General features: G+C 69.6%; 9 protein-coding genes and 2 pseudogenes. 8 read left to right on the top strand and 3 right to left on the bottom strand.

Annotated elements, in window-relative coordinates; all coding sequences use genetic code 11:
• Positions 1 to 230: 230 nt before the first annotated feature.
• Positions 231 to 1,802: a hypothetical protein gene (locus B4E30_RS11245; protein ID WP_286795358.1), complete on the bottom strand. Its 1,572-nt coding sequence runs from the start codon at positions 1,800 to 1,802 to the stop codon at positions 231 to 233.
• Positions 1,803 to 2,087: 285 nt separating this feature from the next.
• On the opposite strand from B4E30_RS11245, the gene B4E30_RS11250 reads away from it, so the two are divergent.
• From B4E30_RS11250 to B4E30_RS11285, 8 genes and pseudogenes are all read left to right on the top strand, one after another.
• The gene (locus tag B4E30_RS11250) at positions 2,088 to 2,228 is read left to right on the top strand and encodes a hypothetical protein (protein ID WP_286795359.1); all 141 of its coding nucleotides are present in this window, start codon (positions 2,088 to 2,090) and stop codon (positions 2,226 to 2,228) included.
• Positions 2,229 to 2,274: 46 nt separating this feature from the next.
• Positions 2,275 to 3,750, top strand: a complete 1,476-nt coding sequence (locus B4E30_RS11255) for a polysaccharide biosynthesis tyrosine autokinase (protein WP_286720329.1) — start codon at positions 2,275 to 2,277, stop codon at positions 3,748 to 3,750.
• A gap of 53 nt (positions 3,751 to 3,803) precedes the next feature.
• Positions 3,804 to 4,874 (top strand): alpha/beta hydrolase family protein, encoded by a 1,071-nt coding sequence (locus B4E30_RS11260; protein ID WP_286795360.1) that lies wholly within the window; start codon positions 3,804 to 3,806, stop codon positions 4,872 to 4,874.
• 145 nt (positions 4,875 to 5,019) lie between these two features.
• Positions 5,020 to 6,147, top strand: coding sequence for a glycosyltransferase (locus B4E30_RS11265; protein WP_286795361.1), 1,128 nt, complete (start codon positions 5,020 to 5,022; stop codon positions 6,145 to 6,147).
• Between the two features lie 407 nt (positions 6,148 to 6,554).
• Positions 6,555 to 6,642 (top strand): annotated as a pseudogene (locus tag B4E30_RS16605) (DapH/DapD/GlmU-related protein); the annotation flags it as partial.
• Positions 6,643 to 6,697: 55 nt separating this feature from the next.
• Positions 6,698 to 7,882 (top strand): glycosyltransferase, encoded by a 1,185-nt coding sequence (locus tag B4E30_RS11275; RefSeq protein ID WP_286795363.1) that lies wholly within the window; start codon positions 6,698 to 6,700, stop codon positions 7,880 to 7,882.
• A 49-nt stretch (positions 7,883 to 7,931) separates the two neighbouring features.
• Positions 7,932 to 8,909: a glycosyltransferase gene (locus tag B4E30_RS11280; protein WP_286795364.1), complete on the top strand. Its 978-nt coding sequence runs from the start codon at positions 7,932 to 7,934 to the stop codon at positions 8,907 to 8,909.
• A gap of 8 nt (positions 8,910 to 8,917) precedes the next feature.
• Positions 8,918 to 10,138: a hypothetical protein gene (locus B4E30_RS11285; protein ID WP_286795365.1), complete on the top strand. Its 1,221-nt coding sequence runs from the start codon at positions 8,918 to 8,920 to the stop codon at positions 10,136 to 10,138.
• A 10-nt stretch (positions 10,139 to 10,148) separates the two neighbouring features.
• On the opposite strand, the gene B4E30_RS11290 is transcribed toward B4E30_RS11285, so the two are convergent.
• Positions 10,149 to 11,819: a lipopolysaccharide biosynthesis protein gene (locus tag B4E30_RS11290; protein WP_286795366.1), complete on the bottom strand. Its 1,671-nt coding sequence runs from the start codon at positions 11,817 to 11,819 to the stop codon at positions 10,149 to 10,151.
• Positions 11,816 to 12,314, bottom strand: a pseudogene (locus tag B4E30_RS11295) (hypothetical protein); the annotation flags it as partial. The gene B4E30_RS11290 and the pseudogene B4E30_RS11295, both read right to left, overlap by 4 nt.

A 12,314-nucleotide genomic window follows, 5' to 3' on the forward strand; every position in this document is an offset into this window, starting at 1 on the left:
TCGCACGAGGGATCGATCGTCGCCGCGTTCGCGCGACCCGGCATCACCGCCTGCGCGACCGCGAACGCCGGCACAGCCAGCATCGCGGCGCGAAAGACGTCGCGCCTACCCCAACCCGTCTTCTCTGAATGCTGCGCTGACTCCACGATCGCCCCAACCGTCGTCGAACACCATTGGAAGAAGAAGTACACCAGCGGGGCGGGTGTGACAAGAGTGAATATTCAGCAGCGTCAGGCGAGAGCGGACCAGACCGTCGAGAGCCGCGCCGCGTCGGGCAGCGGGCAGTTCGCGTCGTACCACTCCTGAGGGAGGAGATCCCCCTGCTCGCCGTACGTCGCGACATCGACGGTGAACGCTCCGGCCGAGGCCGCCGGCGGAGTCACGTCGGTTGTGACGGTGTCGGTCACACTGTCGAACTGCCAGTACACGATGTTTCCGAGGATCAGGCATCCGTCCACCGTCACACCGGTGGTCACATCATCCTCGTCGCCCCAGAGCGTGTTCTCCTGGGTCATCACGTGTTGGCCCGTCGCGATCGGGTACCGCCCGGTGCCCCGCAGTCCGCCGACGAAGGCTGAATGCGAGAGGGCGACGCCGCTCAACCGCTGGGTCATGAACACCGCTGAGCTCGAGGAGAAGAGGATCGAGTCCGCGATGCTCACGTTGCTGACCTGTCCGGTGCCGCTGGTCTGGAGGGTATCGGAGTGTGCGCCCGACCCGGCTGGCTTGTACGCCGGACCGACGTAGCAGCCGCGCATCGCAACACCATCGATCGTGCGGTCATCTCCGACCCGGAACGCCATGCGGTCGGTATCGCCGTCGACGACGTCGGGAAGCACACACTCGACGAGCTCGACTCCGGAGACACTCCCGGTCTTATTGCCCGTCACGTTCAATCGCCCAAAGCGGCCCCAGCCGATGGCGAAGTCCGAGCTGTTGCGCACCATGACGCCTTGTCCGCCGAAATCGAAGCCCATCCAGGCGACGCCGCTCAATCCGACGAAGGCATAGCCCCCGCTGTCGGCGTCGGCGAGCGCGCCGGAGCCGTTCACCGTGCCCCACCCGTCGCGCGGGACGACGAGCATGCGGGTCGATCGCCCCACCGCGCCCGCGGCCCTACCCAGCACGTTCGGGTCGGTGGAGTTCCATCCGGGACCGGTCGACAGGGTCCCCGGCGCTACCGCGATCTTGACGGTCTCATCCACCGGCAACGACGACGCCGTGATGATCGCTTGCGAGATCGCACTCCACTCCGCGGCCACCTCGATCACGTGGTCGAACGCGTCATGCACCCAGGGGGTGCGGGCGGGCCAGTGGGAGCCGTCCGGGCCGAAGAAGCCGCTGGGGGTGTTGAGCTCCGGCGCAGGTTCAAACAGTTCCACCGTCGCACCGCCGCCGCCCGCATCGGCCGGAAGTGAGACAGTGAGGGTCGCGGTGCGGTCGACGTCGCTGCCGAGCGCACTCGTGACGATGTACACGGTGAAGGAGGACAGCGAGTTGCCGTCACCCAGCGTCACCATCGCCTCGGCGCCCTCGTAATAGATGCTTCCCGGCAGAGCCGGGTCGCTCTGCACGGTGTCCGCCGTCGGCGAGAAGCCGGTTCCCGAGAAGATGTAGGTGCCCTTCGGCAGCGGCACACCATCGACGGTTTCCACCCGCAACGCGGGGTACTCCCCGACGGTGTCCACCGAGGCGGTGGACGGTGTCACGGTGGGTGAGACCGTCATCGCCGGGACCACCGTCGTCGAGACGATGACCGGTGCCGCCCACGCGCCGGCCTTCAAGAGTGTGCGCCGGTCCATGCCGATGCCTGACAGTTCCACGATCGCCCCAAATCGGTCGTCGGATGTAGATGCCGCACGCGAAACACTAGAGGAACACTGCGTCAGAACTCGGCACATTCTCCCGGTGAAACGCCGAATTTACCTTGACGAGCCCGCGATAGGCGTGGCAGGCGTCCAGGAATCACCACGTATGCTGGAGGCCGTGCCTGCTCCATCCCGTTCCACTCGCACCCCGCGTGGGCGGGCGGCACAGCCGGCAAGGCGTTGTACCGTCGCTCTCATCCATCCGGCACGGAGGCCGTGATGCGAAAGGGAACCGTGATCGCCGTACTGCTGACTCTCGTCGTGCTCGCCGCCGTCGCCACGGGCATTGTGCGACAGCTCGACATCGAGGCGCTCCGCGAGCGCGAACTCGACGACTGGGCCGAGGCCGCCTCCCGCTGAGTCGCGTTCGGCACGCTAGAGTGCCGGAAAACACGAATGGGGACTCGTGGAACTCCGTGACTACCTGCGCATTCTGCGCGCGCACTGGATGGGCGTCGCCCTGCTGACGATCCTCGGACTCGCCGTCGCGCTCGGATGGAGTCTTCTGCAACCGCGCATGTACACGGCGAGCACCAGCGGGTACGTCACCGCGCAGGAGTACGCGCAGAGTTCCGGCGGCGGATCGCCGCTCGTCGGCGACCAGCTCGCCCGGAGCAAGGTGACCTCCTACCTCGACATGGGCACGTGGCGAGTCGTTGCGGAGTATGCGATCGACGAGCTCGGACTGGAAACCGCCCCCGAATCGCTCGTGCATCGCGTCGATGTCTCGAACCCCCTCGACACCGTCGTCATCCACGTCGACGCCACCGCGTCATCTCCCGAGGCGGCCCGCGACCTCGCCGAGGCCTGGATCCGCGGGATGACCGCCGCGATCGACCAGATCGAGGGCGACGGCACACCCGGATCCGCCGCCGTCACCCTCATCCCCGGCGACTCGGCCGTGCTCCCCACCTCGCCGTCATCGCCGAACATCGAACTCAACGTCGCGCTCGGCGGGCTCATCGGCCTCGCCCTCGGCATCGGATATGCGGTGCTGCGCAGCGTGCTCGACCGCCGGGTGCGATCGGCCGACGACATCGAGCGCGAGACCGGCGCATCCGTTGTGGGCACCCTCCCCCTCGAGCGCGACCTCGATAATCACCGCGAGGTGCTCTCGTTCGCCACCCCCGACGCCCGCGCACCCCGCACGGCGCTCACCGAAGCGATGCGCGAATTGCGCACCAACCTGCGCTTCATGGACGTCGACAACCCCCCGCGCTCGATCGTCGTGACCAGTCCCCTGCCCGGTGACGGCAAGTCGACGACGGCGGCGAACCTCGCGATGAGCCTCGCCGCCGCCGGCGAGCGCGTCGCCTTCGTCGACGCCGATCTCCGGCGCCCCGTCGTCGCGGGGCTGTTCGGGCTGCCGGAGGGCGCCGGCCTCACCGACGTGCTCTCAGGCCGGGCGCGCGTGCAGGATGTCGCCCACACCGTCGGCGCCGACCGCAACCTGCTCGTGCTGCCGGCCGGGCGCATCCCGCCGAACCCGAGCGAGGTTCTCGGCTCGCAGCGCATGCGAGAGCTGGTCGAGATGCTCACCACGCACGGGCTGGTCATCATCGACACCCCACCGACCCTGCTCGTCAGCGATGCGGCCGTGCTCAGCGCCTCGACCGACGGCGCCCTCGTCGTCGTCTCGGCCGGGCGCAGCACGTTCGAGATGCTGGAGAAATCCCTTGAGAACATCTCGCGCGTCAACGGTCGGGTGCTCGGGGTCGTGCTCAACAAGACGCCGCGGCGGCGCGGCGCGCAGGACTACTACGGCTACGCCCCGGCGACCGGCACCGAGCCCGAGAACGCGTCAGCAGCTCCCCACGGCTGGACGGTCGTCAGTGGGGTGGGTGGCGCCGCACCGCGCCCGGATCGCCGCCCCGGCGTGTAAACGTCATGTGACGGACGGCGGCGCCCCGTCCACCCGGGGGTACTGTCAGCCCTGTGCAGCCGACGTCTCTCCGCCGCCGGTCGCGGCGATTCCCCGCCACCGCTGTCCGCGGGGCGATCGTCGTGGGGGCGGTGATGAGCGTGATGACTCTGGCCGGGTGCGCGGACACCCCGCCACCCGAGCCCACGCCGACGCTGAGCAGCGCACCGACGACCCCGCCGGTCGACACGAGCATTGTGCGGACGCTCATCGACAGCGAGCGCTCGACACCCGACCTCGTCGTGGGTGAACCGGCTGAGCCCGTCGGTGGGGAGAGCGCGGTGCAGGTGTCATACGACAGTGGCGGCGCGAACGTCACCGGCGTGCTCCGCATCCCCGACGCGGACGGACCGGTTCCGATCGTCGTCGTGGTGCACGGCAGCGTCGACCCGGAGGACTACGAGACCGGGCGCGATCTCGTCCCGGAACAGCGAGCGCTGCTCGACGCCGGATTCGCCGTCTTCGCCACCGACATGCGCGGCTATGCCGGATCCGACTCGGCCGACACCGCAGCGAACCTCACCATCGATCCGGGCTTCGGCTGGTCGACGGTGCTCGACTGGGGCATGGCGCTCGATGTCGTGAACGCGCTCGAGATCGCCCGAAGCGGGCAGATCGACGGCGTCGATCCCGATGCCGTCGGCCTGCTGGGGCATTCCCTCGGCGGTCTTCTCGCTCTGGATGCGGCCGTGATCTCGCCGGGCGCGTCGGACCTGGTCATCGCGATGAGCGCACCGGCATCCGACCTCGGTGAGGCCCTGGGTCAGGTCGCCGAAGACGACCCCGACCTCGCGGACGAACTCGCCGCCGAGGGCATCGGCCTGCCGGCCGAGGACCCGGAGTACTGGGCCGACATCTCACCGGCGACGTTCTTCGACCGAGCGACCGAGCCGTTGCTGCTGCTGCACGGATCGGCCGACGACGTCGCTCCGGCGGAGTGGGCGCAGCGGACGGCGGATGCGTGGACCACGGCAGGAGGCACCGCCGAGGTGGTGGTGCTCGACGACGGCGATCACCACCTGGAGCCTCGACGCGGCGAGGGTGACGACATCATCGTGGCCGCGTTCGACGCCGTGCTGCGCTGACCTGCGGTCGGGCAGAAATCCGTCACGTGTCCGTCATGAAACGATCACGTGACGAACAGGTGCCCCCGACGCTCGGCGGTCTACGCTGAACCCAGCGATGCTGCTTGGGGAAGCATCGCTTTCTTGTGCCAGTGGGGAGGCGCATATGGATCGGCCGCGCATTGCGGTGATCGTTCGGTACGGACTGAATCCGAACGCCTGGGAAGAGCGCCATCGGCGCGGTGAGGTCGCGGACAGAACGCCGTACGGATACCACCTCGCCGAGTCGGCCTTCGACCTGGAGTGGTCGACCGACCGCATCGAGGGCGCCACGGCCCGGTGGTGGCGCATGACCGCGAAACGCGTGCTCGGGTTCGACTTCATCCACGTGTGGCGCAACCGAGACGCGATCGCCCGGGCCGACGCGGTGTGGACGCACACCGAGCGGGAGCATCTCGCCGTCGCCCTCCTCAAGCTGCTGCGACCACGCCGCTACCGAGCCGCGAGCATCGCGCAGTCGGTCTGGCTGTGGGACCTGTGGCCCGAGCTGTCCGGCATCCGCACCCGCTTCTTCCGCCTCCTGCTGCGCCGGCACGCGGTCGAGGTGGTGCTGAGCCGCGTCAACCGCGACGACGCCCACCGCCTCGCACCCGGCCGTACGGTGCTGCGCGTTCCCTTCGGCACACACTTCGCCGACGCGGGAGAGCCGGCCGAACGTGCCGAGCCCCGCGTCGTCGTCGTGGGAAACGACCGGCATCGTGACTGGGATCTCATGGCCGGTGCCGCCCGCGCGATGCCCGGCGTCGCGGTCGATGTCATCTCCCTGTCGGATGAGGTGCGCGCCCTCGACTGGGCCCCCAACGTCACCGTGCGAAGCCTTCGGCAGGCCGACCTGCTCCGCACGCTGTACCGCTCGGCGACCGTGGTCGCCCTGCCGCTGCACGAGAACCGGCACGCGTCCGGCTGCACCGTCGCGATCGAAGCCCTGTCCGCGGGTGTGCCCGTGGTGGCCACCGACGCCGGAGGCATCGACGAATACCTCGACGGCAGCGTGCACAGCACGCTCGTCCCCCGCGGCGACCTCGACGCGTTCACCGCCGCGATCGCCGTGCTCACGCGCGAGGGTGTCCGGGAGGACACCTCCCTCCCCCGCCATCGCGGTCTCGGGGAGGCCGACTACATCGCACGGCTGGTCGCCATCACCCACGCCGTCCTCGCCGGGCGGCCCGTCGACCCGGCCGTCGAGGAGTTCCAGACGATGAGCAGCGCCGACGATCCGGAGCCGGCGCGATGACCGCCCTCGACCTGCTGCTGACGGCGCAGCGCACCAGAGACCTCGTCTTCAGCAAGCTCGCGGCAGGCGGCTTCGCGAGTTTCGGACCCGCATCCCGCATCCTGCTCCCCACACGCTTGTCCGGTGTGGCGAACGTGGCCGTCGGCGACCGCGTGCTCATCGGCGCCGGGTCGTGGCTCATCGTTCCCGAGCAGCGAGCACCCGGACCGAACATCGTCATCGGCGACCGCGTGCGCATGAATCAGACCTCGATTTCGGGAGTGGAGCGCATCGACATCGAAGAGGGGGTCGCGATGGCGCGCGGCTGCTACATCTCCGACCACTCGCACGGCTTCGACGACCCCGACGCGTTCATCCGCGACCAGCCCCTCTCCCGCGTCGCCCCCGTGCGAATCAAGCGAGGCGCGTGGCTCGGGCAGAACTGCGTCGTCATGCCCGGCGTCACCATCGGTGCCGGCAGTGTCATCGGAGCCAACAGCGTCGTCACTCGAGACATCCCCGACCGCACCGTCGCCGCCGGAACTCCCGCACGAATCCTCAGGAGTCTGTCGTGACGCTTGCCGCATCCTCTCCCCTCCAGCCCGGCACGTCCCACCGGGCGCGCGACTTCGTCTTCACGTTCTCGTACGAGTCCTACGCCGACGCACACAAGCGCGGGATGATGCGCCCGCCCGATCGCCTGGTGTCGACGCTCATCGACAGCCCCGACGTGCGTCGCGTGCTCGTCGCCGACCCCTTCCGCTCGTGGATCACCAGCTGGGTGCGCGCGCTCGTCGACATCCGCCACCGGGCGCGAGAGACCGACAAGTTCCGCCACGTCAGCCCGATGCGCATCGCGCGCGCAGACCCGGTGCACGTCGATGACGTGGCCGCGGTGTACCGGGACTACGAGCGCATCGTGCGGCGCGCGGCCGCGGCCGCCCAGCTCGAGCAGCCGGCATTCGTGACGGCCAGCCCCCTCGTCGGCGGCTTCACCGACCTCGACTGGACCGGCGGAGCGCTGTACTACGCCCGCGACGACTGGCTCAGCTCCCCCGCGAGACGCCGCTACTGGCCGGCATACCGCGAGGCGTATCACCGCATCGCCGCCAGCGGGCGAGCGGTCGCCGCGGTCTCGCAGGAGATCATCGACCGCATCGAGCCGACGGGGCCGCACCGGGTCGTGCCCAACGGAATCGAGCCGCGGGAATGGCTCGGTGCGCAGCCGACGGCACCGGACTGGCTCGCCCGCATCCCGGGCCCCCGCGCGGCCTACCTCGGCACCCTCGACTCCCGCCTCGACATCGACGGGCTCGAGACCCTCGCCCTCGCCCGCCCCGATCTGCACATCGTGCTCATCGGCCCGGTGCCCGACCCGACGTACATCCGCTCGCTGCGCGGCCGACCCAACATCCACATCCGTGGTGAAGTGCGCCGTCACGAGGTCGTGGCCGTGCTCCGCAACGTGGAGCTGACACTTCTCGCCCACCGCCGCACGCCGCTGACCGAGGCCATGAGCCCGCTCAAGGTGTACGAATACCTCGCCGCCGGCAGACCGGTGCTCGCCACCGACCTGCGCCCCGTCCGCGGCCTCGGAGACCGAGTGCTCCTGGCCGAATCCGTATCCGACTTCGTCGACCTGCTGGATCCCGCACTGGGAATCGGGCTCCAGGAAGAACCGGCGAGAGCGTCGTACATCGCAGCCAATGCGTGGACGGCGCGACATCGAGAGATCCTGTCGCTCCTGGGCGGCTGATCACAACCGCTCCGACCATGTCGGGGCACGAAACTCTGGGGGTTTCACAATGAGTACTGGGGACGTCTTGCTCGTCTGTTCCGGCGGCGGCCATCTGCGCCAACTCGCCGGATTCGCCGAACGCCTGGGCTACCTGCCCGAGAACCAGGTGTGGGTGACCTTCCGCAACGCGCTCAGCGAGTCACTGCTCGAGGGCCGTCGCGTCATCTATGCGCCGTTCACGGCCCCGCGCGACGGCAAGAACTTCGCCAAGCTCGTCGCGATGTCGGGGTCGGTCTTCCGCCATCACCACTTCGTCGAGGCGGTGAGCACCGGGTCGAGTCCCGCTGTCGCCTTCCTGCCGCAGGCGGCGATGCGGGGCATCCCCACCCACTACATCGAGAGCGCCGCGCGCGCCGACGGACCGTCGATGACGGGGAAGATCATCGCCCGTGTGCCGCGCATCAAGACCTACACCCAGTACCCGGCGTGGGCCGACGAGAAGTGGCAGTACCGCGGGTCGATCTTCGACGAGTACGAGCCGGGACCCCGCGAGGTGACACCGCGGACGCCGCGACGGGCCGTCGTCTCCGTCGGAACGCAGGAGGGATACCCCTTCACCGCGATGATCGAGGCGATCGTGCCGCTCGTGGCCGACATGGACGAGGTGCTCTGGCAGACCGGCGACGCCGATGTTGCAGGACTCGACATCGATGCCCGCATCGGCGTGCCGCACGCGGAGCTGAAGGCCGCGATCCGAGACGCCGACGTCGTTCTCACGCATGCCGGCGTCGGGGCGGCGCTCACCGCCCTCGAGGCAGGCAAGCACCCGATCCTCCTGCCGCGACGCGCCGAGCAGCACGAGCACATCGACGGGCACCAGATGCAGGTGGCGCGGGAGCTCGATCGGCGCGGACTGGCCACCCTGCGGCTTCCGGATGCGCTGACCCGCGACGACATCGTCGAGGCGGCGCAGCGCTCCGTGCGGGTGACGACCCCGCCGCCGTTCTCGCTGCTGCCCACCGGCCGTGCACGCGTGAGCGGCTGAGGGGGCCGATGGATTCCGGGAACCTCGACCGACGCACCTTCCTGACCGGTGGCATGCTCCTCGCGGTCGGTGCCGCCGTGACCGCGTGCGCGCCGTCGGATCCGCTCGTGGTGGTCACGCCTACGCCTCTGCCGCCGTCGCCGACGCCCACCGGCAGCAGCCGGCCGGGGACGAGCGCGACCTTCGGGCCGAACGGCACGCACTATCCGGACGAGCTGCCCTGGCTCGGAGACACCGCGATGCACGAACTCGAGGCGGAATGCGACTGGGTCGACATCGGCCGACAGCTGCAGCGGCTCACCCCGCAGCAGGTTGCGGAGGGGGCCGTCATCCGTGTCGCACCCGGAAGCCTCCCGGGAGACGGCGCCACCTCATCCGCACGCCCCGCCCTCGGCGGGTACGGCGACCCCGAGTGGACCCGGAACGTGCTCATCTGCCCGAGAGACGGCTTCGGCTCGATCACGATCGCCGACGTCGGCATCCGCTTCGATCAGTGCTCCCGGCTGTCGCTGTTCGGCTTCGTCAGCGCGGGCAGCTTCGCCCTCACGCAGTGCACGAACATGCAGCTCGGCTGGAGCCGGTTCGCATCGGCCAACATCACCCGCGGCGGCGACGCGCTGGCCTTCTACGAACTCGTGCTCGGATTCCGGCAGAACCCCGAAGACACCGTCGGCATTCGCCCGACCGAGTCGTACCCCATGACGAACATCAGCCGCTACGGGTGCGTGTTCGGACCGTCGGTGAAACCCGCCGACAGCGACGCGCACTGCGACACCGTGCAGCTGGAGGGAACCGGCGACGGAGAGTTCGGCCCGTTCCTCAGCGTCGACTGCGTCGACTACGGCTCGTCGAACGCCGCGATGCTGCTGCACGATCGCCTCGTGAGCGCGGAGTACCAGCACTGCATGATCCTCGGCGAAGAACTCCCGTGGCGCATCTATCCGCTGCAGCCAGGCGACTACGAGGGCACGCCGAACGCCTTCTCCGGCGGATGCCGCGATGTGCGGCTCACCGACTCGGTCGTCGCCGGGGCGGTGGGGCGCATGGGTTTCACGGTCGTCGAGAACAGCACCCTCAGCTACGAACCCGTCGACTCGCAGCAGCCGAGCCAGAGCGGAGCGTGGCACGTCGACACGGGTGTCTCGGCGTGGAGCGCCGACGACATCATGTCGCGTCAGGGCATCCCCGACTACGACGACGCCACGCTCGCGGGCATCTGGACCTGGTGAGCGACCACCCTCACCGATCGCGGCTGCGCAGGTCACGGCGCAGGAGGCCGGCCGTGGATGACGCCGTGGGCGCGGACGGTTCCGCGGGTCGCGAGTGGTGGGCTCGGGCCTCCGGCTCCCGCCGCAGCGGCTCGCTCTCCGCCGCCTCGGCGAAGGTCTCGGGCTCCATCGGCTCGAGCTCCTCCTCGAGGATCGCCTCCACATCCTGTTCCTGCTTCGGCGTCTTCGGCGCACGCACCCGCTTGACGAACTCGAGAATGCGCGCGACGTCGCGTCGATAGCCCGGGAGCAGGAACAGCGGGGCGACGCACACGAGCGCGGCCCCGCATCCGACCAGGATCTCGAGGATCGCCACGGGGCTCGGCACCAGGCGCGACACGAAGTACGACGCCACGAACGCGACCATCGCCATGACGGCCGGCCGGAGGATCGGCAGCACGATGTCACTGCCGCGCACGAAGGTGCCGCGGATCGCGAAGGCGAATCCGGGAACGAGCAGCAGCAGGCTCATCACCCCGTACGTGATGACGAGACCGTTCAGCCCACCCCACCAGATGCCGAACACGTAACCCGCGATGATGAGCGGCCGGGCGACGAGGTCGTAGACGAACTGGCGGTGCGAGTGCCCCAGCGAGATGTAGATCCAGGTTCGCAGGCGCCCGATCGCCTGTGCGAAGCCGGCGATGGCGAGGAGAGTGAAGATCGTCGCGGCCGTCGACCAGCCCGGACCGAGCAGCAGCAGCACGAGGGGCTGCGCGACACCCGCGGCGATCGCGTACGTCGGGAGCGTCAGGTACCCGATCACCAGTGCGGCGCTGCGGATGTAGCGGCGATAGCGCTCGCCCTCCTCACGGAGCGTGCTCAGCACCGGCAGCGCGACGCGGCCGAGAGGCCCGTTCATCTGCTGCAGCGGCAGCAGGAAGAGCGCATACGCCCGGGAGTACTGACCGAGGGCGGTCGGTCCGAGCGTCGCACCGATGATGACGTTATCGAGGTTCTTCTCGGCGTAGCCGAGCAGCTCAGCCCCGAAGATGCTGCCGCCGGTGCCGAGCAGGGGCCACGTCTCCTTGACGATGCGGGGCGGCCCGAACCGCGGTCGCACGATCGCCCACAGCACGACCAGGCGCACGAGGAACTGGGCACCGGCCATGGCCACGAGAGCCCAGAACCCCCACCCGAGGAACGCGGTGACGATGCCGACGACAACGCCGAACGCCATCGTCGAGACGTCGAGCGAGGCGAGCGTGCCGAAGCGCAGCTCCTTGGTCGCCCGCGCCTGCAGGGGCATCACGAGCCCGCTGAGGAAGACGCCGGGCGCCATCAGCAGGGTGATCTGCACGAGCCGCGGCTCGTTGTAGAGCGCCGCGATCAGGGGTGCGCACAGTGCGACGATGCCGGAGAGCACCATCCCGATCGCCGCGGACAGCCACAGCAGGCTCCGCCACACGCGTTCGCTGAGGTTCTGCGCTTGGATGATCGCGCCGGTCATGCCGAAATCGCGCACGAGCTCCGCGATCCCCATCACGGCGCCGACCATCGCGATCAGACCGAAGTCCGCCGGGGTGAGGAGCCGCGCCAGCACGATCGTCGAGATCATCTGGAGTCCGGCGCGACCCCACAGGCCACCCATCGTCAGCAGGATGCCCCGGCTGGCCTTCTGCGCGAGGTTCGCCGTGCTCATGCCGCACCCACGCGCGTGGTGTCATCCCGCGTCCAGGCGATGTCGGCACGACGGGCGAGGAGCCGTCGCGCCCGTCGGTGCGCTGTCAGGTAGACGCCGGCGTACACGGCGAAGCCGATCCACAGGCCGGGTCGCCGCCAGACACGACCCACGAGTGCCCTCGCGCCGGTCGACCCCGCCGGCGGCGCGAGATGGGGGAACCTTTCGGCGAGCTGGCGGTTGCCCGCGGCGATCCGGGTGTTCCGGCCGACGAGAGCGCCCACCGTCGCGGGTGCGTCGACGCAGAAATCGAGGTCGCGCGGCGTCAGGCGCTCCTCCGGAGCGAACAGCCGCTGGATGAAGAGGTCGTCGGCGATCACATCCGGAAAGCGGTCGAAGCGGTCTCGCCCCGCCGCGGACAGCATGTAGACGCCGGAGCCGACATGCCCGCTCGCCCGGTAGTCGGTGAGCGCCCAGACCCGGTAGTACTGGCGCACCCACCACGAGCGAGACGGG

Source organism: Microbacterium sp. UBA3394 (genome assembly GCF_002358725.1).
In the GTDB taxonomy this organism is placed as follows: Bacteria; Actinomycetota; Actinomycetes; order Actinomycetales; family Microbacteriaceae; genus Microbacterium; species Microbacterium luteum.

Coding starts and splice junctions, on each gene's coding strand:
- B4E30_RS11245 (WP_286795358.1), bottom strand. CDS start 1,802: ATGGACCGGCGCACACTCTTGAAGGCCGGCGCGTGGGCGGCACCGGTC.
- B4E30_RS11285 (WP_286795365.1), top strand. CDS start 8,918: ATGGATTCCGGGAACCTCGACCGACGCACCTTCCTGACCGGTGGCATG.
- B4E30_RS11290 (WP_286795366.1), bottom strand. CDS start 11,819: ATGAGCACGGCGAACCTCGCGCAGAAGGCCAGCCGGGGCATCCTGCTG.
- B4E30_RS11265 (WP_286795361.1), top strand. CDS start 5,020: ATGGATCGGCCGCGCATTGCGGTGATCGTTCGGTACGGACTGAATCCG.
- B4E30_RS11250 (WP_286795359.1), top strand. CDS start 2,088: ATGCGAAAGGGAACCGTGATCGCCGTACTGCTGACTCTCGTCGTGCTC.
- B4E30_RS11280 (WP_286795364.1), top strand. CDS start 7,932: ATGAGTACTGGGGACGTCTTGCTCGTCTGTTCCGGCGGCGGCCATCTG.